The 22196-nt window shown below is 71.8% G+C and carries 19 protein-coding genes and 1 pseudogene; 10 read left to right on the top strand and 10 right to left on the bottom strand.

Annotated elements, in window-relative coordinates:
• Positions 1 to 171: 171 nt before the first annotated feature.
• Entirely contained in the window at positions 172 to 600 is a 429-nt protein-coding gene (locus EF918_RS16205) for a hypothetical protein (RefSeq protein WP_125646222.1), read from the bottom strand.
• A gap of 260 nt (positions 601 to 860) precedes the next feature.
• On the opposite strand from EF918_RS16205, the gene EF918_RS16200 reads away from it, so the two are divergent.
• Positions 861 to 1790, top strand: a complete 930-nt coding sequence (locus tag EF918_RS16200) for an FAD-dependent monooxygenase (RefSeq protein WP_260610253.1) — start codon at positions 861 to 863, stop codon at positions 1788 to 1790.
• Between the two features lie 70 nt (positions 1791 to 1860).
• Here EF918_RS16200 and EF918_RS16195 read toward each other — a convergent pair whose 3' ends face one another.
• On the bottom strand, positions 1861 to 2826 hold the full coding sequence (locus EF918_RS16195; RefSeq protein ID WP_125646218.1) for a GlxA family transcriptional regulator: 966 nt from the start codon (positions 2824 to 2826) through the stop codon (positions 1861 to 1863).
• Positions 2827 to 2954: 128 nt separating this feature from the next.
• On the opposite strand from EF918_RS16195, the gene EF918_RS16190 reads away from it, so the two are divergent.
• Positions 2955 to 3461 carry a hypothetical protein gene (locus EF918_RS16190; protein ID WP_260610252.1) on the top strand — a complete coding sequence of 169 codons (507 nt, stop codon included), beginning with the start codon at positions 2955 to 2957 and terminating at the stop codon, positions 3459 to 3461.
• Positions 3462 to 3928: 467 nt separating this feature from the next.
• On the top strand, positions 3929 to 4249 hold the full coding sequence (locus EF918_RS16185) for a hypothetical protein (RefSeq protein ID WP_125646216.1): 321 nt from the start codon (positions 3929 to 3931) through the stop codon (positions 4247 to 4249).
• Positions 4250 to 4437: 188 nt separating this feature from the next.
• Here the strand turns inward: EF918_RS16185 and EF918_RS16180 are convergent, their stop codons facing one another.
• Positions 4438 to 5631 (bottom strand): glycosyltransferase, encoded by a 1194-nt coding sequence (locus tag EF918_RS16180; protein WP_125646214.1) that lies wholly within the window; start codon positions 5629 to 5631, stop codon positions 4438 to 4440.
• Positions 5632 to 5872: 241 nt separating this feature from the next.
• Between EF918_RS16180 and EF918_RS16175 the strand changes: the two genes are divergently transcribed.
• Complete coding sequence (locus EF918_RS16175; RefSeq protein ID WP_260610251.1) at positions 5873 to 6850, top strand: tyrosine-protein phosphatase; 978 nt, start codon at positions 5873 to 5875, stop codon at positions 6848 to 6850.
• An 81-nt stretch (positions 6851 to 6931) separates the two neighbouring features.
• Here the strand turns inward: EF918_RS16175 and EF918_RS16170 are convergent, their stop codons facing one another.
• Positions 6932 to 7885: a hypothetical protein gene (locus EF918_RS16170; RefSeq protein WP_125646212.1), complete on the bottom strand. Its 954-nt coding sequence runs from the start codon at positions 7883 to 7885 to the stop codon at positions 6932 to 6934.
• Between the two features lie 457 nt (positions 7886 to 8342).
• On the opposite strand from EF918_RS16170, the gene EF918_RS16165 reads away from it, so the two are divergent.
• The 3 genes from EF918_RS16165 to EF918_RS16155 all read left to right on the top strand — a co-directional run bounded on the left by EF918_RS16165 (position 8343) and on the right by EF918_RS16155 (position 10646).
• Positions 8343 to 9026, top strand: coding sequence for an alpha/beta fold hydrolase (locus EF918_RS16165; protein ID WP_125646210.1), 684 nt, complete (start codon positions 8343 to 8345; stop codon positions 9024 to 9026).
• A gap of 165 nt (positions 9027 to 9191) precedes the next feature.
• Complete coding sequence (locus EF918_RS16160; RefSeq protein WP_125646209.1) at positions 9192 to 9539, top strand: PadR family transcriptional regulator; 348 nt, start codon at positions 9192 to 9194, stop codon at positions 9537 to 9539.
• Positions 9540 to 9830: 291 nt separating this feature from the next.
• On the top strand, positions 9831 to 10646 hold the full coding sequence (locus EF918_RS16155; protein ID WP_125646207.1) for a class I SAM-dependent methyltransferase: 816 nt from the start codon (positions 9831 to 9833) through the stop codon (positions 10644 to 10646).
• Positions 10647 to 10892: 246 nt separating this feature from the next.
• Here the strand turns inward: EF918_RS16155 and EF918_RS16150 are convergent.
• From EF918_RS16150 to larE, 3 genes and pseudogenes are all read right to left on the bottom strand, one after another.
• Positions 10893 to 11988, bottom strand: a pseudogene (locus EF918_RS16150) (LarC family nickel insertion protein).
• A 38-nt stretch (positions 11989 to 12026) separates the two neighbouring features.
• Entirely contained in the window at positions 12027 to 12710 is a 684-nt protein-coding gene (gene larB, locus EF918_RS16145) for a nickel pincer cofactor biosynthesis protein LarB (RefSeq protein WP_125646205.1), read from the bottom strand.
• The gene (gene larE / locus EF918_RS16140; RefSeq protein ID WP_125646203.1) at positions 12703 to 13563 is read right to left on the bottom strand and encodes an ATP-dependent sacrificial sulfur transferase LarE; all 861 of its coding nucleotides are present in this window, start codon (positions 13561 to 13563) and stop codon (positions 12703 to 12705) included. The genes larB and larE overlap by 8 nt, the downstream gene beginning before the upstream one ends.
• Positions 13564 to 13888: 325 nt before the next feature.
• Between larE and EF918_RS16135 the strand changes: the two genes are divergently transcribed.
• A complete protein-coding gene (locus EF918_RS16135) occupies positions 13889 to 14731 on the top strand; it encodes a hypothetical protein (RefSeq protein WP_125646201.1) in 843 nt (280 codons plus the stop codon).
• A 100-nt stretch (positions 14732 to 14831) separates the two neighbouring features.
• Here EF918_RS16135 and EF918_RS16130 read toward each other — a convergent pair whose 3' ends face one another.
• The 3 genes from EF918_RS16130 to murF form a co-directional block, all read right to left on the bottom strand.
• Entirely contained in the window at positions 14832 to 15977 is a 1146-nt protein-coding gene (locus EF918_RS16130; protein WP_125646199.1) for an acyltransferase, read from the bottom strand.
• Positions 15974 to 18253, bottom strand: a complete 2280-nt coding sequence (gene alr, locus EF918_RS39065) for an alanine racemase (protein ID WP_312847834.1) — start codon at positions 18251 to 18253, stop codon at positions 15974 to 15976. Before alr ends, EF918_RS16130 begins: the two co-directional genes overlap by 4 nt.
• Positions 18254 to 18553: 300 nt before the next feature.
• Positions 18554 to 19951, bottom strand: a complete 1398-nt coding sequence (gene murF / locus EF918_RS16115) for a UDP-N-acetylmuramoyl-tripeptide--D-alanyl-D-alanine ligase (protein WP_125646224.1) — start codon at positions 19949 to 19951, stop codon at positions 18554 to 18556.
• 506 nt (positions 19952 to 20457) lie between these two features.
• Here murF and EF918_RS16105 point away from each other — a divergent pair.
• Complete coding sequence (locus tag EF918_RS16105; protein ID WP_125646196.1) at positions 20458 to 21135, top strand: hypothetical protein; 678 nt, start codon at positions 20458 to 20460, stop codon at positions 21133 to 21135.
• Positions 21136 to 21284: 149 nt separating this feature from the next.
• A complete protein-coding gene (locus tag EF918_RS16100; RefSeq protein ID WP_125646194.1) occupies positions 21285 to 21755 on the top strand; it encodes a hypothetical protein in 471 nt (156 codons plus the stop codon).
• The last annotated feature ends 441 nt before the right edge of the window (positions 21756 to 22196 follow it).

Below are 22196 nucleotides of genomic sequence, written 5' to 3'. Positions count from 1 at the left end.
TCACCGTCCCCGCCGGGATCTGCTTCTCCGTCGGCGTGGGCGGCGACGTCCGCGGAGGAGGCGGGGGCCTGGCCTACCGCCAGCCGGGGGGGGGCGGGGCCGGCCGGCAGGGCGGCGTGCACGGGCGGGGCCGGTGGCGCGGCGAGGGCGGGAGCGGGTAAGGCGGCTGCGCTACTTGCTGAAGCCCGCGCCGACCGAGCCGGCGATGTCATGGCCGGTGGGGTTGGTGACGGTGATGACGACGACCTGCGGGTCGTCCGGGGTGCCCTTACCGGACGTGGAGAAGGTGGGTGTCTGGAGTCCGTTGGAGGCCTTGCCGACCTTGCCGAGCTTGGGGAATTCCTTGCTCCCCTTCAGCGTGACCTCCACGGAACCGTTCGCGGGGACCGACACCTGCTTCGAGACGTGACTGTCGTCCTGCGCCACAGCCTTCTTCTCACCGGACGCCGCCCCCGCGGTGGACGCCGCGGCGGTGGACGCGGGCGCCGGCGAGGTGTCCGCCATCGCGGAAGACACCCCCACGCCCAGCGGGAGCAGCGCAGCCGCCCCGACGACGCCCCAGAGGGCGGTCCTGCTCTTGATGCTGTTGCGGAAACCCATGATGAAATCCTGTCTGTTCGGGCGACTGTGTCACCGGTTGCCGGCCGTCGGGCCCATCGCCGGCGACCTGGAATCCATTCAGCCAGCAGCGCTGTTTTGCCCGTGTTTGCCGAATGGCCGACCCTTTCAGTCGGTTTTGATGGCACGCAGGACGTTCAGGCGGGCCGCGTTGCCGGCCGGCCACATGGCGGCGAGGACGCCGACCGTCACTGCCAGGAGCAGAACGGTGCCGATTCGGCTCCATGGGAAGGGCGGGCCGGATGTCCTCCGTCGCCGCCGACATCACCCTCGCCTCCCGGTCCGACCAGGTGCCCGCGGCGGCCGGACACGTCAGCACCTACACGCGGGCCGCGGGCGGCTACTTCACCGTCCTGGCCCCGCTCGGCGACGGCCTGTACCGACTGATCTTCGGCAAGCTCTCCGGCGACGGGCCCGGACGTGAGGTACCCGTCGAAGCCGAAGAGATCCGCGGAGCACTGCGCGCCGTGTACGGGACCCGGACGGAACTGGGCGAACTGCGTGCCGCTTCACGCTTCAGCGACGCCGTCCGGCAGGTCGAGCACTACCGCCAGGGCAGGGTGTTCTTCGCCGGAGACGCCGCACACATCCACATGCCCATCGGCGGGCAGGGCATCAACCTCGGCATCCAGGACGCCGTCAACCTCGGCTGGAAGCTCGCCGCCACCCTCCACGGATGGGCACCCGACGGACTCCTCGACACCTACCACACCGAACGCCACCCCGTCGCGGCACGCGTCCTCCAGCACACCCGAGCCCAAGCCGTGCTCCTGAACACCAGCCGGGACGAAGAAGTCGCCGCCCTCCGCGACGTCGTCACCGTCCTGCTCCGCCTGCCCGACACCAACCGGGCCGTCGCCGGCATGATGTCCGGCCTCGACATCCATTACCCCGGCGCCGGCCCCCGCATGACCGACCTCGACCTCACCACCGAGGACGGCCCGACCCGCGTGAGCAAGCTCATGCACTCGGGGCGCGGACTGCTGCTGTCCTTCGACGGCCGGCCCAGGACCATCGAGGGTCGGGCCGACCGGGTCGACCACGTCATGGCCAAGACCTGCGAGGACACCGGCGCCGTCCTGATCCGACCCGACGGCTACACCGCATGGACCAGCACCGACGAAACACCCCTGGAAACCGCCCTCACCCGGTGGTTCGGCCCCCGAACATGACCTGGACCCCGGCTCGCGCTGCCGCGGCCATCGACCGCGGCCTGCCGGCGCGCCACCAGGTCGGCGTGCCTCAGCCGCGGGTCTGGGTGGCGCGGTAGTGGGAGGGGGAGATCCCGTACCGGGAAGTGAAGGCCAGGCGCAGGGATTCGGTGGTGCCGAAGCCGCAGCGGGTCGCGATCCGGGCGACGGGCAGGTCGGTGGTGGTGAGGAGCTGGGCTGCCGCCTCCGTGCGGGCCTGCCGCACGTACCGGCCCGGAGCCTGGCCCGTGTGTTCGGTGAACAGCCTGGTCAGGTGGCGCGGCGTCACCCCGGCGCGGGCGGCGAGCGCTGCCGTGCCCAGGTCGTGGTCGGGGTGGGCGAGGATGTGCTCGGTGATCGAGCGGACCAGGTCGTTGTCGGGTGCGGGTGCGGCGGTGAACACGCTCATCTGGGCCTGGTTCCCGGGTCGTTGCAGGTAGGTGACCAGGTCTCGGGAGACCTGGCGGGCCAGCTCCGCTCCATGGTCCTCCTCGATGAAGGCGAGGGTGAGGTCCAGGGCGCTGGTGACGCCGGCGGCCGTGTACACGTTCCCCTCGCGGATGAAGATGGGCGCCGGGTCGACCGTGATCCGAGGGTGGCGGGCGGCCAGCTGGGCCGCGTACCGCCAGTGGGTCGTGGCGCGCAGACCGTCCAGCAGTCCGGCGGCGGCCAGGATCCCCGCTCCTGTGCAGACGGAGGCCACCCGGCGGCTCTCCCGGGCCAGGCGCCGGACGTGCCCCACGAGGCGGGCGTCCTCGGCAGCTTCCTCGAATCCGAGGCCGCCCGAGACGACGAGGGTGTCGAGGGGGCCGACGAGTCGTTCGAGGGAGTGCTGGGCCTGCAGGACGAGGCCCGAGCCGCAGACGATCGGGGCGCCGCCCGGGCCGGCCACGCTCACCCGGTAGGGCGGGGACGGCCGGCCGAGGCCGTTGGCCATGGCCAGGCCGGTGGTCACACAGGCGATGTCCAGCAGCTCCGCCGACGCGTAACCGACCACCACGACATGCCGTTCCCCCATGCCCTGACCCTATGCCGGAAGGACGTGTACCCCAAGACCGCGGACACCTTCCGGCCGAGAAGAGCAGTGCGTGCGGGCTCTGCCGGACGGTGGGGGGAACCCGCCCCTTCGCGTCCTGGGAGCCAACCGTGAACACCGACCGCGTCCCGTCCCGAGCCCGTGCCGCCGACCTCACCGTGGATGTGGCGGCCGAGCCCGGACACATGTGCGCCTCGCGCGGCCGGACGGTCTGGGCTCCCGTGGCCGGGCTCGGCCGCCGGTGGCCCACCCTGCTGGCCCTCGGTCTGGGAGCCGCCACCTTCGCCGACGGGCTCCCCGGGCGGGGCTTCCTCGCCGGGCTGCTGGTCACCATGCCCGTGTGTTACCTGGTCCTCGGCCTCTTCCGGCGTGAGTTGGGCGCGCCGAGGGCTCTGGCCGTGCAGGTCGCGGGCCTCGTCGGCTTCACGGCCGTGGCACTGACCGCCCTGTCCGTCGACGCCACCCTCGGCCTGCGCCTGCTGGCCGCCGGCTGGCTCGCCCACGCCGTCTGGGACTTCACGCACCACCGCACGGGCCGGGTGGTCCCGCGGGCCTGGTCGGAGTGGTGCGGCGTGGTCGACCTCTGCGGCGCCCTCGCCCTTGCCCTCCTCGCCTGAACGGTGCCGTCCGCTCAGGCCGAACCGGCCCGGTTCCGGTTGCCCTGCGCGCCGTAGGAGAAGGAACCCGCCGCCTCGTGACCGAGGCCGCGAACACCCCTCCCACCTGGCTGCGCCGGAAACCCCTCCAGTTCCGGCGAGGCGGCAACTTCGCCGCAGGACTGCCCGGGCGGGACCCTGGCCCCCGACCACCCTCCGCGGGTACTAGTCCCCGCTTTGGCCCCATGGCACCTTGTGACCGGGTGGCCGCGTGGATCAAGATCTTTTTCGGCGCTGCGTTCGCCGGCCGACGAGTCCAGCTCCCGGAGCGCATCCGTGCGGCACGGTTCCCCCTTTCACCCGGACCCCCGGCCAGGGTCTGCTCAGTCTTCCGCCATCGGCCGTGGTGGACCGCCCGGCAGGAGTGTTCGTCGCGTTCGTCCGGTACGCGGTGCAAGGAATCCACATGAGCGAGTCGAGGAGAAGGAATGTTCGAGGCACGGTCGGTAGCGCCGTCCGCCGTCGGGGCCGCACTGCTGACGCTGGTCACCGCAGCGGCGACCCTGCTCACCCTCATGTTCACCACGGGGGCTGATGAGAGCGTCGAACGTTCAGCGTTCTTCGGGTCCCTGGTCTTCGAGACGGTGAAGCGGGACGACGGAGCGCTGGGCATCACCACGGGCGTCGACAACCCGATCCCTCTCATGGTCCTGTTCCTCGTGCTCACCGCTGCGCTGACGTGGATCCGAACCGCCTACCGGGGGCTGAAGCAGCGCCGTGAGCAGCCCCTCGACACATCGGGCAACTGACCTGAGGATCCGCCCGGTCACCTGGTACCGGGCGCCCGCGTGACGCTGGGCGCCGTCTTCGGGCTCTCCGGACTCGACCGTCCCTTGGCCGGGTGGTACCTCGGCCACCTGGTGCTCCTCCTGCCTCTCTTCGGTAGGCGCCCCCTTAGGCCACGGACCCGACGCGTTCAGCCGCCCGAGCGCCTCGGTCAGCCGGCCGCCGTGGACAGCAGGACGTCGACGAGCCTGGCCGCGGCGTCCGGGCGGCCGTGCGCCCGAGCGCGCTCCGCCATCGCCGACCGCTGCGCCGGATCGGTCAGCAGCGGTCCCACCGCCTCCGTCAGCCGGTCGGGGGTGACCTCGCCCAGCAGCGCGAGCGCCGCGCCGGCATCGGCCAGGTGCTGGGCGTTGTGGGCCTGTTCGTTGCCGGCCGAGGTGGCCAGTGGGACGAAGACGGCCGGTTTGCCGAGCGCGGTCAGCTCGGCCAGGGTGCCCGCTCCGCTGCGGGAGATCACGACGTCGGCCAGGGCCAGGACGTCGGGCAGCTCCGGCCCGACGAACCCGGTCACGTGGTAGCGGCGAGCGAGGACCGGGTCCAGGGCGGCGGCCGTCGTGCGCAGCTCCTCCACGTTGGCCGGGCCGCACTGGTGGATCACGTTCGCGTGGGTCAGCAGCCACGGCAGGGCGCTGCTCACCACAGCGTTGATCTGCTGGGCTCCCTGGGCGCCGCCCGTGACGTAGACGGTCGGTAGACGGCGGTCGAACCCGGCGAGGCCCAGCGTCTGCACCGCCTTGTCGGCGTGCCCGGCCAGGACCTCGGGGCGGACCGGATTGCCGGTGACCACCGCCCGGTCACGGATTTCGGCCGGCAGCAACGCGAGCGACGACTCCGCCGAGACCGCGATCCGTGTGGCCGAACCTGCGAGCTTGCGGTTGGCCAGGCCCAGCCGGACCGTCTGCTCGTGCAGCACCAGCGGCCGGCGGCACAGCCGCGCGGCCAGGCCGGCCGGCACCGCGACGTAGCCGCCCGTCGCCAGGACGACATCGGGGCGGAACTCCGACACCAGCGCCCGGGCCTGGGCCACGCCGAGCGGCACCCGTGCCATGTCCTTGACGTTCGCCGCGGAAAGCATCTTCAACGGGTTCGCCGAGCGGCGGATCTTGCCGGTGGCCACCGTCTTGAACGCGATGCCCTCGGCGGGCGCGACACGCGCCTCCAGGCCGTCCTCGGTCCCGATCCACAGCACCTCGGCCGTTCTGCCCTCGGCCGCGAGCCGGCTGCGTAGCGCGCGGACCGCAGTCAGCGCAGGATAGGTGTGACCGCCCGTCCCCCCGCCCGTGACGAGCAGCCGGAACGAACGCGGGAGCGGTGCGGTGCGGTGTGGTGCGGGGGAAGTGTTCACCCCGCGCACCCTACTTCCCGTGGAGGTCGCCCGAACCGGGCCGAGCAGGCGAAGAGCCCGGTCGCCTGCCCCGAGGACTGCCCGGCGAACCCATGCGTGCCACCGGGGTCGTCCGGCAGCATCTGATGCACGTAAGCCCTGGGGAACGTCATCGAGCGGACCGTTCCGTTGCGAAGGGGGTGCGAAGACGATCACGCGCCGGCCTCCCCTGTCGCCGGCGCCCTCAGGACAGGAACATCACGTGACATCGAAGTCCATCATGGGCCGGTCGTGCGTGGCGGGCGCGGCGCTGGCCGTCGCGCTGACCACGGTCGTGCTGGCCGCGCCGGTCGCCGGGGCCACCGAGCAGTGCCCCACCGGGGTCTGCGCGCCGGGGCGGCCTGCCGCGGACGTGCCCGCGCACCGAGGTGCCGACACCGACACCACGTCCGTCGGCCGCAGCCTTCTGCAGGGAGCCGTCAACGTCCGTGACGTAGGAGGGCACACGACCGACACCGGACGCGAGGTCCGTCGGGGCCTGGTCTTCCGGGCAGATGCGCTGAACAAGCTGACCGACGACGACCTCACCACCCTCTCCCGTCTGGGGGTCGAGGAGGTCGTGGACTTCAGGAGGCCCGGTGAAGTCGAGGACGGCGGCGCCGACCGGTTGCCCGACGGGCTCACCGCCACCTCCCGCCCCATCGGCAACGCGGGTGGCCTGGAGGGCCTGCGCGATGCCATCGCCACCGGCGACACGGCGAAGCAGGAGGAGATCCTCGGTGACGGCAGGGCCGCGGCGTACATGGAGAACACCTACCGCACGTTCGTGACGGACCGCGCCAGCCGTGAGCAGTTCGCGGCAACGCTGCGGGACATCGCAGCCGGCGGCAAGGAGGCGTTGCTCTACCACTGCGCCGGCGGCAAGGACCGTACCGGCTGGATGACCTACCTCCTGCTGCGGTCGCTGTCCGTACCGGAGAGCACGGTCGAGAAGGACTACCTGGCCACGAACGAGTTCCGCGGGGGCTCCAACGACCAGGTGATCGAGCAGCTGCGCAAGTCGGGGCTGATGAAGGATCCGGAACTGGTGCGCCCGATCATGGAGGCACGACTGGACTACCTGCACGCAGCCACCGCTCAGGTGGAGGCGGACTACGGGACGCTCGACGCCTATCTCAAGAAGGGCCTCGGACTGGACGACGCGACCCTGGCCCGGCTCCAGGAACGGCTGGTCGCCTGACACCCGGCTCGGGCACGAGCGCGGCACCGGTGACCGGCGCACCCGGTGCCGTGCTGCGCCACGGAGCAGAACGCAGCCGGTCTACCTGTGCGACCTCGCGCCCTTCCCACCGGCGCCGCCCGAGGGGGACGGGGCCTGGCGTGTGCGGAGTTCGACGAAACCGATCCCCTTGTGGGGAGCGAATCGCGCGATGCACTCCCTGACCAGGGTTTCGCGGTGCTGCGGGACTCCGGCGACGTCGAACCACCCGTTCTCCCACCACGGTCTGCGGACCCTGATTTTGCCGTGCACGAGGTTGTCCGCCTGGAGCTCGCGCACGTAGTACGCGTGCATCGGGTGGTGGCAGGAGAAGGGGTCGGGCAGGCGGCTGTCGCCGATGAGGAACGCCGACCCGCCGATGACGAAGTTCACGATCGTGCGGTCGGAGGCTGCGCGCACGATGCGGCGGTTGACCCGTGCGATGGCGCGCTGGGCGGCTTCGTCCGGTACCCAGTTCGGATCCCACGCCACGTGCGTCCGCTGCTCGGCGCGCTCCGGGGTGGTGACGGGCCGTCGGGTGTCGGTGATCGAGGCGCACTCGAGCCAGTGCACGACGCCCTGCGGCCCGGGGAGCCGACCGAGCAGGCCCAGGAGGCCGCCGCAGTCGTGCGTCACCTCTTCCCCGAACGGGTCCACCGGTGGCGGGCAGGTCCGGGGCGTGCCGGTGCAGAGCCGGATCGGATCCGGCATCCCGTCGACGCCGGGCCGGATCAGCGTGTGTCCGCCGCGTTCCAGATCGGACGCCAGTTGGTCGTTCGCGAGGTCGTCGCCACCGTGGAGCACGAGGTTGTGCAGTCCGGTGCCGGCGTCGACAGCGGCCGCGCAGAACACCTGGCTCCAGACGTCGAGCTCGTCGGGGCCGATGACCAGACCCTGCCCACCGTCGGTGTAGAGCTGGATCGTGGTTCCCCGCGGCACCACGATGCTCTCCCCGCTGCAGGGCGGTGCGCCCCGATGGACGAGGAGATCTCCGTGTCCGAGCAGGATGTAGCTCATGGTGGCGACGCCTTCCTCCGGAGCCGGTGAGGCACTCGATGCTGCCAACCGCTCGCCCCGGCCATCAGCCCCGATCGGGCAGCCGTTGGGGCACCGCACCGTTCACACGGGTCGCGCGCCCCCGCCCCGGCGGCTGCTCGTTCGGGCAGCCGGGTGCGCCGGGCCGACTGTGCGCTTCCCGACCGCGCCCCCGGGGACTTGTCCGCACGGCCGACGGCGCCGGCTCCGCCACCAGGCCGGCGATGACACGGCGGTCGCCTTCTCCTTCCTCGCCATCGGCCGAACGGCCGATGGTGCCACGTCGGTCCGTCCAGGGACGCGTTGCGGACCCTAGATTCAGTGACTGTTGAAGGGTTCCTGGTGAAGCCGCCGGTGTCGGCTTCGGTGAGGATGTCGAGCTCGACCAGGCGTTTCAGCGTCGTCAGAGGGGGGCGGATCCACCGAGAGGAACGTGCCGATGTCCCCGAGCAAGCCGAGCATCGTCTTCGCCCACGGCCTGTGGGCCGACGGGTCCTGCTACAGCAAGCTGATCCCCGTCCTCCAGCGCGAGGGGCACGAGGTGGTGTCCGCGCAGAACGCCCTGGACTCGCTGGAGGGGGACGTCGACGCGGTACGCAGGGCACTCACACGGGTCAGTGCGCCGGCGATCCTGGTGGGCCACTCGTGGGGCGGCTTCGTCATCACGGACGCGGGCACGGACCAGCGGGTCGCCGGGCTCGTCTACATCGCGGCCCTGGCCCCGGACGCGGGGGAGACGCCGCAGGACCTGATCGGCAAGTTCGCCCCGCCCCCGCTGTTCGCGCACCTGGACGCCGAGGACGGACGGCTGTGGATCGCCCGCGACGGCATCTCCGACTTCTGCGGGGACCTTCCCGAGCCCGAGCAGCAACTCGTCTGGGCGACACAGGGGTCGGCTGCGGAGGGTGTGCTCGGGGCCACGGTCGACCAGCCGGCCTGGCGCTCGAAGCCCAGCTGGTTCTGCGTCACCCAGCAGGACCACGCGGTGGTCCCGGAACTCCAGCGGTTCGAGGTCGAGCGCATGGGGGCCAAGGCCGTCGAGGTCGACTCCTCGCACGTCCCGATGCTGTCGAAGCCCGAGGTCGTCCTGGACCTCATCCGCGAGGCGGCCCGGTCCGTCTAGAGCTGTGACCGCACGACGGGTCGGCCGGGTGGCCGGGGCGGCGGTCGGAGGCCCGCTCGCCCGGGCCCGCTCCGGCTGACGGCGGTCTGCGGTCTGCGGTGCCCGAAAGGGCACAGATGCGGCTCGTCCCTCGATATGTGTCGTTGGGCGACTTATCGTCGGCCCATGACCGAACGTATGCAGGAACCGACGCTGCTGGTGCTCACCGCACTTGCCGACTCGCCCCGGCATGGTTACGCGATCATGCAGGAGGTGCAGGAGCTCTCGGGTGGGCGGGTGAACCTGCGGACCGGGACCCTGTACGGCGCGCTCGACCGCCTGGTCCGGCAGGGGCTGATCACGACGTGCGCGCAGGAGATCGTGCACGGCCGGGCCCGCCGTACCTACGCCCTGACCCCGGAAGGCCGCGACGCACTGGCCGCCGAGGCGCGGCGGCTGCGGGTCACGCTGCACGCAGTCACGGACCGGCTGGCCACGCCGGCTTCGCACGCGACCGTGGGGACCTTCGCATGACGCAGGTGATCGCCCTGGTGGGCGGACCTGTTCCGTGCGGGCCGCTCGCCCGGCTTCCCCGGCTTCGATGACGCCGATCCACGCGTGGTCGGTCCGTGAGACACGCCGCCGAGGGTGTGGCCCTGAGCCCACCACCGGCCGCTGCGGCCCCTGCGATCGGTGGCTACGCAGCTCCGGCCGCAGACGGAAACGTGGATCGGCCGTGCCCCCGCGTCCTTTGCCTTCCCAGCCTCGTCCATATGGCGTGCGTGCACCGCTGCTTGCGCCGCCTTCACCCCGAGGGATCTCCCCATGTCTGTCACCGCGAAGTCCCCGAAGAAGCTGAAGAGCAATCGTTCTTCCCTGACGCACAAGCTCGGTTACGCCCTGCGCAACCCGGACCGAGTCGTTCCGTACCTGCGCCGCGCCGCCCGCGACGCCCTGCTGCGCCGCCAGTTCGGCAACGACCACGTCGCCTACTACCGGGCCGTGATGGCCTCCGACACCCGGCGCAACCCGGAAGCGGCCGTCGGCAGCCAGACCCACGACCGGTGGCTGGCCCTCGGGCAGATGCAGTTCGCGTACCTGCTGGAACACGGTCTGAAACCCGAGCACCGGATGCTCGACATCGGCTGTGGCAACCTGCGGGGCGGCTGGCGCTTCATCGGGCACCTCGACACCGGCAACTACTACGGCATCGACATCTCACCCAGCATCCTCCTAGCCGCCAAGAAGACGCTCACCGAGCGCGGACTCCAGGACAAGCTCCCCCACCTCACCCTCACCGACGACCTCACCCTCGGCTTCCTGCCCGGCGATCATTTCGACGTGGTGCACGCGCACAGCGTCTTCTCCCACTCGCCGCTCCCCGTGATCGACGAATGCCTCGCGAACGTGGGCCGGGTACTGACCGACACCGGATTCTTCGACTTCACCTTCGACCGCACCGAAGGCGCCGAACACCAGGTCCTGCGTGAAGACTTCTACTACCGCACCGACACGCTCCTCACGCTCGCCCGCAAGCACGGCCTGCACGCCCGGTTCATGGACGACTGGGAGCGGCGGCCTCACGGCCAGTCCAAGATCCGCGTGAGCCGCGCACCCCTGCCCGACCCCACGGCGAACTGATCGCCGAACACGTCGGACGCATGCGGTGACGTCCACCGGGCCACCTCGCCGGGCCCGCACCTTCCCACCGGCCTGGCGGACGTGGCGCCGGCCCGGACCCCGGCGGCCTCGGGGACCCTGAAGGGCGAGGAGACCGGACCGGCGGCGATCCGGGCGGTGCTGCTCGGACAGCGGCGGGTGCTGCTGGTGACGGACGCGGCGAAACGAGCGGTCCGATCCGGCTGGAGCGGGTGCGGGCGCCGCTCGTCAGCGGTGGCGGAAGGCATCCATGGCCTGCGCCGCGACCTCCCGGGCCGGCAGGCCCGAGGCGGCCGCGGCCGCCTTCACGTCGTCGTGCTCCGGTTTGGCGCCGTAGGGGCCCGCCTTCACCCGTACCGCGGACCCGGCCACGTCGACGGTCACGGTGCTGCGCGGCAGGGCCGTGCGCACCACGGTGCTCGTGCGGACGCCCAGGGTGCCGCTCTCGGTGAACAGTCTCTCCCGGAACGTCGCCCGGTTCGCACAGCACGTGGACGAGGTTCGCCGGCCGCCCCTTCTTCATCACGGCGGGGGACGTCCACGCCTCCAGGGCTCCGTCGTCGAACAGCTGCGCCACCAGATGGCCGAGGAGTTCGCCGGTGACGTCGTCGAGGTTGGTCTCCATCAGGGTCAACTCGCTCGTTCCCGCGCCGTCCGCGCCGTCCGCGCCGTCGCCGAGCACGGCCTGCAGCACGTTCGACCGGCCCGGGAAGACCGCGCTGCCGGCGCCGTGCCCCGTCCGCTCGACACGCATCGCCGGCATCGGGCCGTACCGGGCACCGATGGCGCGCAGGAGTGCGGCTCCGGTCGGGGTGACCGTCTCCGCCTCCACGTCGATGCCGCGGACCTGGGCCCCTTCCAGCAGGGCGAGGGTCAGCGGTGTCGGCACGGAGAGCACGCCCTGCTCGGTGTCGACCTCGCCCGAGCCGACCGCCACCGGCGCGCAGTGCACCCGGGAGACCCCGAGGGCACGGAGGGCGGCCGCCACACCGACGACGGTGATCGCGGTGTCCGTGCGACCGATCTCGTACAGGTCGACTTCGGCGGGCGTCCGGCCGTCGATGACGCCCTTCGCGTCGGTGATCGCGCTGACGGCGCGCTCCGCGACGGTCGCGACCTCCGGGACGGGGACCTGGCCCACCAGTTCCAGCAGTTCGGTCCCGCGACGCTGTCGCACGGCGTCGTCCTCCAGGGTCACCACCGCCCGGAGGCCGCCCCCGGCGCGATCCGTCTCCAGTCTCCAACCGGTGAGGCCGGTGGAGGAGATGGCGGACCGTACGTCGTCGAGCGGCGCTCCCAGGTCGAGCAGGGCGCCGAGCAGCATGTCCCCGGAGAGACCCGCGGACGGATTGAGCCAAAGGATCATTTCCGTGCTCCTCCCACGCGGGCGAGTCGGTGAGCTGCCATGGCGGCCGCGAAGCCCGAGTCGATGTTCACCACCGTGACTCCGGCGGCGCACGAGGTCAGCATGGCCAGCAGCGCCGTGACTCCTTCGAGCGCGGCGCCGTACCCGGTGGAGGTGGGGACCGCGATCACGGGGCAGGCGACGAGACCTCCGACGGCGCTGGCCAGCGCACCCTCCATGCCGGCCACGACGATCACGGTGTCCGCGGTCCGCAGTTCGTCGGCGACGGCCATCAGCCGGTGGAGGCCGGCCACGCCGACGTCCCGCCGGGTCACCACCCTCAGGCCGATGGCGCGGGCGACTTCCCTCGCCTCCGCGGCGACGGGCCCGTCCGAGGTACCTGCGGTGACGACGAAGACGGTGAACGGTCCCGGGTCCGCCGGCCGCCAGACCAGCAGGCGCGCGTCCGCGTGGTAGCGGCCGTGCGGCACCTGCCGGACGATGTCATGGGCTGCCTCGGCCTCGACCCTCGTCACCAGGACCGGGCCGGTGTTGCACGCCAGCAGCCGCTCGACGATCGCCGTGATCTCGGCGCGTTGCTTGCCCGGACCGAAGACGACCTCGGGCAGCCCTTGGCGTGCCTCGCGGTCGGTGTCGACCCGGGCGAACCCGAGGTCCTCGAAGCCCCTGACGTCAGCCACCGGACTCTCCCACGGGGGTGGGCGGGCCGACCGTGGGCATGCCGAGCAGGACGTTCATGCGGCCGCTGCGGAATCCCGCGAGGTCGAGCGCGCAGAAGGCGAACCCGGCTTCCCGTACGGCCGCGTCGATGCGGGCGCTCAGGGCCGCCGCCCGGTCGATGTCCCGTTCGGGCACCTCCAGGCGGGCGACCGTCCCCCGGGCGTGGGCGCGTACGCGGCATTCGCTGAATCCGAGGGCCCGCAGGGCGACTTCGGCCACCTCGATCCGGGCCAGGAGTTCCTCGGTGACCTCGTCCCCGTACGCCACGCGGGAGGCCAGGCAGGCCGCCGCGGGCTTGTCGGCCGATTCCAGACCGAGAGCGTGCGCCGCCCGGCGCACGGTCGCCTTGTCGAATCCGGCGTCGACCAGGGGCGCGATGGCGTGCCAGGAGGCCGCGGCACGCAGTCCGGGGCGGTGGTCACCGAGGTCGTCGGTGTTGGTGCCGAGTGCTACGGCGGCGCCCAGCATCTCGGCGAGGGGGGCGATCGCGCGGAAGAGGGCGTCCTTGCAGTGGTAGCAGCGGTCCCCTCCGTTGGCCCGGTACTCGGGCCTGTCCTGTTCGTCCGTGCACAGTTCGAGGTGGCGCAGCCGGTGGGTGCGGGCGAAGGAGCGTGCGAAGGAGCGTTCCGCGGCCGGCAGGCTGGCGGAGACGGCGGTCACCGACAGTGCCCGGTCCCCGAGCTCTCCGCCCGCCACGGCCGCCAGGAGGCAGGAGTCCACTCCTCCGGAGAAGGCGACGATGAGGCGCTCTTCCTGCGCCAGGCGTCGTCTCAGCCGCTCCAGCGATTCCTCGACCGGTGTGGTGCGCTCCATCGATCCGTCCTGCCCGTGCGACAACAGTGCAGCAACCCCCTGGGAACAAACGTACGGGAAGCGTGCTAATGCTGCGATAATGGGGCATATCTGCCACCTCGCGCGGCAGGTAGGGCCGCGTACGGTCCCGGTCAGGGTCCGCACCGCCCCAAAGAGCAGCCGCGCCTGCCCTCTCGGCCGCCCCGCCCGCGCTGCCGCCCGTCGCCCCCGGCTGAATACTGGAAGCCGGACGGACCGCCGGTGCCCCTCCGCCGAGCTCGCACACGGCCGTCTCGCACACGGCCGTCTCGCTCAGGGCCGTCTCGCTCACGAAGGATGCTGGAGAATGGGCTACGTCTTCCTCGGGAGCGCTGCGGTGCTCGACGCTCGCCACAGTGAACGGGTAGCGGTTCCGGGCGGTGTCTCCTCCCTCGAATTCCACGCCGCGGACGGCCGGCCCTTGCCGGGCCCGGTCGACGGGACATGCGCGAACCTGGCGCTGGGCCGGCTCGACGACGAGTGGCTGGAGCATCTCGTACGGGCGGAATTCGAGGGGTGCGAGGTGATCCGGCCCGCTGTCGACGGCATGGCCGATCCCCTCGTCCTGTGCACCGGTGTGGACGGTTCCTGCCCGACCACGCGGGAAGAACTCGACGCCGTCGGTGGCCATACCTGCGACGGTGTCCTGGCCCACTACGCGGGCGCGTTGCACTGGGTGGTGCACGACGGCGGCACCTGGTCGCAGGGCGCAGCCGGTTCCCGGTACGAAGTCCACCGGAATCTGGCGTCCGATCCTGTGGCGATGGCGCGACTGGTGGCCTCCGAGTCGGGCGCCGAGGCCCTCTGGGACCCCGATCCGGCTGCCGAGCAGGAGATCGCCCTGGCGAACCGTACGGTCGTGCGCCTCGCGGTGAAGGCCGGCCAGACGCCGCTGTCCTACATGATCGGCGGATCGGGGGTCCTCCTCGCGCCGCGGGAGGAGGACTTCTTCCGGTACCACAACTGGCAGTACGTGATGAATGTCCGCGCCCGGTGGGACGACTGGGCCAGCGGTCGGATCCTGACCGCCCGCACCGGGCGGACCGGCCACGGCACGTTCCGCCCCCAGGGGGTCCCGCAGGACAAGGAGCATCTGGTCCGGGCCGCCCTCCTGTCGTACGACCACCTGTTCGAGATCGACTTCGGCTGAGCGCGGCGCCGCCGGCACGACCACCCGCCGGACACCGTGGGCGAAGGCCGAGGCGGTCTCGTACGGTCAGGGGCTTCGGCTGGTCAGGGGCTGCGGCCGGTCAGGTACTTCGGCCCGTGGTCGCTGTCCGGGGGCCGGTGCCGCTCGCCAGGAGTCTGCGAAGTACCCGGGCCAGCGGCGTTTCGATCCACCGGTGCAGGGCGTAGGCGCTGGCGATCATGGTGGTGATCACTGCCGCGAGCAGAACGTACGGGTCGACCTTGTGGTGGAACTGGTTGAGGAGAATGAACCCGATGTAGGCGTGGAGCAGGTACAGCGGATAGGTCAGGGCGCCGATCTTCGCGAACCAGGGCCTGCCCAGGCGGTGGGTCCGTCCCAGGGCGATACCGGCCAGGACCAGGAAGATGACGGTGATGACCGAGGCAATGACGACGGGGCTGAACGCCTGGTCGTAGCGCGCTCCGACGGTGCGGGCGAAGGCGAGGCCCTGGTAGAGGGCGTTGCCGAAGGCGGCGAGGACGAGGGCGAGGACGGAGCGGTCGGGGCCGTACTTGTACATGAGGCACAGGGCCATTCCGGCGATGAAGTAGTGGGCCCACTGCGCCTGTACGAGCACCTCCAGCACCCGGCCGGCCGTGGTGGGCAGGAGCCCCGTCTCGATGAGCACCGCCGCGCCGAGCCAGACCCACAGGGCTGCGGTGACGCGTCGCCGGCTGAGGCCGATGAGGACGAGCGCGAGGACGACGAGGTAGAACCGCAGCTCCGCCCACAGCGTCCAGTACACGACGTCGACGTTCGCCACACCCAGCGGCGCGTTGAACAGCGTCAGATTGGCCAGGTACTGGGCACCGGAGACGGAGAACCGCCCTGCCCCGAGGACCACGCACACGACGGCGGTGAGGGTGACCGCGGCCCAGTAGGCCGGGTAGAGGCGTACGGCGCGGGAGGTCAGGAACTGGCGGGGAGTGCGGTCCCACGCGCTGAGCAGCACCACGAATCCGCTGATCATGAAGAATGCGTCGACGCCGAGGTACCCGTACCGGGTGACCTGGCTGAGTCCCGGAAAGGACAGGCTGGTCAGCCCTCCGGCCGGTCCGGAGAAGGTGTAGTGGTAGACCATCACCGCCACTGCTGCGGCTATGCGCAGAGCATCGAGCTCGTACAGCCGCCGTAGCGGCTTCGCCCGGGCCGGGGGAGCACCCGCGGGGAGCAGGGCTGTGCCGACGGGGGTCGTGGGGCGGCTCATCGAGGGTCGCGGAGTGCGGTGCGGATGAGGGTGTCGAGCAGCCGGGGGTAGGGCAGGCCGGCGGCCGCCCAGATCTGGGGGTACTGGGAGGCGGTGGTGAAGCCGGGGAAGGTGTTGACCTCGTTGACGACGGGTTCGGTGCCGTCGCGGAGGAAGAAGTCGACGCGGATGAGCCCGGAGCAGCCGAGCGTTTCGAAGACCTCCACCGCCAACCGTTGCAGCTCGGCGGTGATCGAGGGGCCGAGGCGGGCGGGGATGGTGAAGCGGGTGGCCTTGTCCTGGTATTTGGCCTGGTAGTCGAAGAAGGGCTGTCCGCCGCACACGTCGATCTCCAGCGGCGGGCCGGCCTCGAGACGGCCGTCGGGGTGTTCCAGTACGGCGACATCGATCTCGCGGCCGTGGACCGCTTCCTCCACCAACACCTTGCCGTCCCACGCGTAGGCCTCGGCGAGCGCCGATGTCAGATCGTCCCAGTCCTCGACGCGAGTGACACCGATGCTGGAGCCGGCCCGGGCGGGCTTGACGAACACGGGCAGCCCCAGCCGCTCACGCTCCGACGCCGGCAGTTCAGCGTCCTTCCGCCGCAGCAGCGCCCAGTCGGCGACGGGCAGGCCACCACCGGCCAGGATCCGCTTCGTGGTGTCCTTGTCCATGCCGATGGCGCTCGCCGCCACCCCGTTGCCGACGTACGGCACCCCCACGGTCTCCAGAAGGGCCTGGACGGTGCCGTCCTCACCGAACGGTCCGTGCAACGCCGGCAGCACGACGTCCGCGGCAGCCAGCACCGGCATCACCTGCTGCATGCCCTCCCACGCGCTCACCGAGTCCGCGGGGGTGAGGCTCGTGAGGTCCTGCGGGAGGTAGCTGCCGGCAGCGAGGTCCTCCGGGCCGGCGATCCACGCTCTGCCGGGGGTGATGCGTATCGGCTGCACCGCGTAGCGGGCGCGGTCCAGGTGGCTGATGATCGCCGCAGCGGAAGCGCAGGAGACGTCGTGCTCGCCGCCGGGGCCGCCGAACAGGACCGCGACCCGCAGCCGCGGATCCACACCGTCCGTCGAGACCGGTTGCGCCGGCAGGTAGCGGCGGGGGACCCGGGCGCCGACACCGGTGAGGATCTCGTGCGGGGCGGTCCCGGCCCACACGGCCCAGTCCGTCGCCGTCGGCCCACCGTCGGCCCCGGGCCCGAAGACGACCGCTTCCTCGCCCATGGCCATCTGCTCCGTTCCGGTGCCGACCACGCACTGGTCCATCGCGATCCGCCCCAGCACCGGCCTGCGCGCCCCGCCGACCTGGATCTCGGCCTTGCCGGATGCCGCGCGGGGCAGACCGTCGGCATAGCCGAGCGGCACCAGGGCCAGTGCGGTCGGCTCGGTGGTGAGGTGGTCGTGCCCGTAGCCGACGCCCTCGCCCGCATCGACCCGGCGGCTCATGATGGTCCGGCTGCGCAACGTCATCGCCGGCCGCAGCCCGAACTCCCTCCCCCGTACGGGCTCGATCCCGTACAGGGCCAGCCCCGCGCGCACCATGTCGTAGTGGGTCTCCGGGGCTGCCAGGGCGGCGGCCGAGTTCGCCAGGTGCAGCAGCTCCGGGCGCAGCCCGGCGGCCCGGGCCTGATCCACCGCGGTCTCGAACGCGCGGACCTGGACGCCGGTGGCCGGGTGGGCGGGGTCGTCGGGATGGATCAGGTGCGACCACACGCCACGGACACGGACCAGACCGTGCTGCTCCAGCTCCGCGGCCGCCTCCACCAGCCGCGACCAGTCGGCCGGGCAGGCGCCGTTGCGATGCAGACCGGTGTCCACCTTCAGATGGACCGTCGCAGCAGTGCCCGTTGCGTCGGCACACGCGGCCATGGCCCGCAGGTGCGCGAGCGAGGCCACGGACAGGTCGATCCCCTGCCGCAGCGCGTCGGTGAAGTCCTCGTCCGGCACATGCATCCAGGCCAGCACCGGGGCCGAAATCCCCGCCTCGCGCAGCACAAGAGCCTCGGTCGTGGACGTCACCCCCAGCCAGCCGGCTCCGTGGGCCAGGGCGGTACGGGCGACCTGGACGGCACCGTGGCCGAAACCGTCGGCCTTGACCACCGCCATCAGGGCGCCCTGTGCCTGTGCGGCCAGAATCCGGGTGTTGTGGGCGACCGCCTCCAGGTCGACGACAGCTTCCGACCGGGTACGCGCGGGCGCGGGCAGACGAACCGCTCCGGGCGCGATGTCGTCGGGCCCGTCGGGCAGGTCGCACGGGGGCACTGGTGTCTCGGCGGACGACGGGCGCATCATCGCAGCTCCAGGTCTCGAAGGGCGGCAGCGGGGAGAGCTCCAGTTGAACCGACCGGGCACGGGACCGGCGACGGCGAATCGGAGGACGGGCGGGGGGAGGAATGCACCGACGACCGGGCCATGGGGAGGCCGACGTCGATGTCCCCGGGAACGGCTCGGCCTCGTAGGAAGCCTGAGCGCACCACCGTCAGAGGCGTGACCGCACCGCCGTCAGAAGCCTGACCGCACCACCGTCAGAAGCCTGACCGCACCCGTCGACGGGGCCCGTCGCTCGTCGGAGCCCGGTGGGCCTCTCAGGCCTCAGGAAGGCCGGCCCTCGGGTGGTGCGCCGTCGGCCGCGAACTGCTGCGCGGTGTCTTCCAGGCCCACGGCATGTGACCCCTTGAACAGGACGACGTCACCGGCCCGGACCAGAGTGTCGAGCAGGACCCGTGCGGCGTGGCCGTCCGAGACCCGTGCCGCTCCGGCGCCGGCCTGCTCTGCTGCCTCGCTGACACGGGCAGCGTCGGCGCCGCCGACGGCGATCACTTGGGTGACACCGGCCTCGGCGGCGCGGCGCCCGAGGGCGGTGTGGTGCCGTGGTGCCTGTTCGCCCAGTTCGCGCATCTCCCCCAGCACCGCCACCGTACGCCGGTCCCCTGCCATGGAGACCAGTGCGGCCAGGGCTGCCCGCATCGAGTCGGGATTGGCGTTGAACGCATCGTTGACGACCGTCACCCCATCGGCGCGCTCCAGCACTTCCATCCGCCCCGGGGTGAGGCGGCGTGCCGCAGCGAGGGCCTCGGCCACCTCGCGCAGGTCCATCCCCACGGCCGTGGCGACAGCCGCAGCAGCGGCGGCGTTGACCGCATGGTGCGCGCCGTGCAGCTGCATCCGTACAGCGGCCTCCTGTCCGCGGTGGCGCAGGGTGAAGACGGCGCGGCCGCACCTGTCGGTGCGGACGTCCGTGGCCCGCATGTCGGCGTGGCCCGTACCGTAGGTGAGCGTCGGGGCCGCCGTGCGGCAGCGCATGGACAGGACCGCCCGGTCGTCGGCGTTGAGTACGGCGAGTCCGCCGAGGGGCAGTGCCTCGACGAGTTCTCCCTTGCCGGTGCGGATGGCTTCGGCGCCGCCGAAGGCGCCGATGTGGGCCGTGCCGACATTGGTGACCACGGCGATCTCCGGGGCCGCGATCCGTGTCAGATGCGCAATCTCCCCGACTCCTCGGGCGCCCATCTCCAGCACGAGGAACCGGGTTCGTTCATCGGCTTGCAGCACGCTGAGCGGCAGACCGATCTCGTTGTTGTAGGACAAGGGCGTGGCCACCGTGGTGTCGTGGGCGGCGAGCACCTGTGCCAGGAGGTCCTTGGTGCTCGTCTTTCCCGATGACCCGGTCACCGCGACCACTCGCGCCGCAGGGAGCCGGGCCAGCGTGTGCCGTGCCAGGTCCCCCAGTGCCCGCTGCACGTCGGGCACCACGACGGCCGGCACCCCGACCGGGCGCTCGGCCAGCACGCACGCGGCGCCGGCCGCGACGGCAGGGCGGGCGAACCGGTGGCCGTCCATGTGCTCCCCGCGCAGCGCCGCGAACAGCGAGCCTGACTCGACCTTCCGGGAGTCGATCACTACCGGGCCCGAAACCGTCAGGTCGGCATCAGCGATGTCGTGCAACGCTCCCCCGACGAAGCGGGAGATGTCGCGCAGGGTCAAGGGGTTCATGGCTGCCTCAAGATCGTTGCCGCTGGCGAGGTCGAGGTGCCGCGCCTGCTGGCCGGACCGCGGGCGTCCGCGCAGGTGCCTGTCGACCACTGCGACCGGGCGCCCCTCCCACGGTGCCCCGGCACCCGCGCGCGGGCCTCCTCCGATCGGCGGGCTCGACGGACGACTGCCGGCTGCCGGCTGCCGGCTGCCGGCTGCCGGCTGCCGGCTGCCGGCTGCCGGCTGCCGGCTGCCGGCTGCCGGCTGCCGGCTGCCGCAGGGAAATCTGCGGCCCTGTGCAGATCGGGGTCGGTCCGCCCGCGCCCGGCCAACGCCGGTGCCCTTTGGGGCAGTTTCGGGTACCTGCGATTGCCTGGACGGGCGCCGTAGATCACGATTGCGGCGACGCGGCGACGCGCGGGGCCGGAGTCCATCGTTCACTCGTCCCGCCGCACGCGTGCCGATTCCACCGGGCGCCGACCCTGTCCTGCGCCGCAATGCGACGAGTTCCATACGGGAGTTGACCGATGCCGGCTGAAGGACATTCCGTCGAAGCGTTCAGGGAGCTGGTCGAGCATGCCCGGAGGAGTGCCTACCGGGCACTGGCTACGGCCGGAGAGTATGCACGTCAGCAGGGCCACCTGCTGTCGGCAGGCCACCCGCGACGGGACGACTCGAACATCTGTCGGGAATGGATGCTGATGTACGAGCGCATGCATGAATTGGAGTGGCGCTTCGCAGAGAGCTGTCGCGAAGTCTTAGCGGTTTTGGAGCACATCGGGGAAACCGCTGAAGAGAGGGACGCGGATGTCCAGGCAGGTGCCGGACATTGGGTCTGCGACGTCGACGGACTCCAGACCACCTTTTACGGGTCCTGGGAGATCTTCACGGAAGGACTGGATGCGCTGATCCGGAATTTCAAGGAAGTCCTCGTGTGTGAACACGTCCGCGATGCCATGCCTGCATTCGATCGAGAAGTGGACAGGGCGTGCGGCCTGTCGGCCGGTGACGTCGACATGTCCTTCGCCAACGCTCTGAACCCGGAAGATCTTCCGCAGTACTTCAGCACGGTTGCGGACACGCATGCCCGCCATGTCGAGGAGGCTCGGGCGGCCGCGTGGGCCGTCGTGGATGCCGTCCCGTGCGTCTGGGAGTACCTTGCCGACGCCAGGATGGAACCGCTCCGGACCGCACACCGAACGTGACCTCCGCATGCCGGGCGTGTGGCCCGGCGGATCAACTGGTCGGCGGACACCGCGTCACCGCTGGCACGGCCGAGACTCGTAGCAGGCCGCCGACAGCGGCCCCCCGGACTCCTCGTCCGGTGACGCACACACGTACAGGAGCACCCGTCATGCGCATCGCACCCAGCATCGCCGTAGCCGCGCTCCCGATGGCAGCCATCACCGCGCTCGCCCTGCCCGCCGTGGCCCATGCCGCACCTCCGCAGGTAGTGGGTCCGGCGCCGACCAATGTCATGGCGTCCGACGCAGGTTCGGGGCTGATGGCGTACGCCGCAACGCTGCGAGCACCCGAGACGCTGAAGACGCCCGAGACGCTGACGACGCCCGCAACGCTGAAGACGCCCGAGACGTTGAAGACGCCCGAGACGCTGATGACGCCCGCAACCCTGAAGACGCCCGAGACGCTGTCGGCGCCCGCCGTCGTCAAGCCGGGCCGGGAAGCGCAGCTGACCTACGCCGCCCGCCGGGTTCACGAAGGACAGCTGACGCAGGCCGCCGCCCGCCGGGGTCCCGCGGAGCTGCCGGTGCCCGGTGGCGACAACGGCCGCACCACGGCGCCGGACGTCGTCGGTCAGCAGTGAGGCCGACCTTGCGGCACGCAACCTTCGCCGGCCTGGCGGATCAGCCCGATCCGCCAGGCCACGGCTGCTTCGCCGGGCGCGCTGCGGGGGCCCGTTGCCCGCGGAGCAGGAGATCTCCCCGGACGGCCGGTCGACCCGTCCGGGAGTGACGGCCGACTGCCGGTTCGGTTCACGACGAAGGCTCGCTCGTCCCCGCCCCCCGCGCCCCAGCTGCTACGTCGGCCACCGCGCGCAGTTCCGGGCCGTCCCCTGCCCGGTCAGCCGATCGGGCGACTCCGGAGCCGCTGGATCGCCCCCTACGGTGGTGGAGGCGACGGGGGGGACCGCGCCCGACGGGCGCACCCGCCCGCGGATGCGCATCCCGGCCCAGCCGCCCGCAGGCCCGTTCGAGTGCCTGACGGCCGAGGCCCCGGCCTCCGCACCCCCCGGTGCCCGTCGTCC

The sequence above is a fragment of the Streptomyces sp. WAC06614 genome (genome assembly GCF_003949795.1).
Classification (GTDB): Bacteria; Actinomycetota; Actinomycetes; order Streptomycetales; family Streptomycetaceae; genus Streptomyces.
The sequence above is the reverse complement of the archived record's forward strand: the minus strand, read 5'-3'. Positions and strand labels throughout refer to the sequence as shown.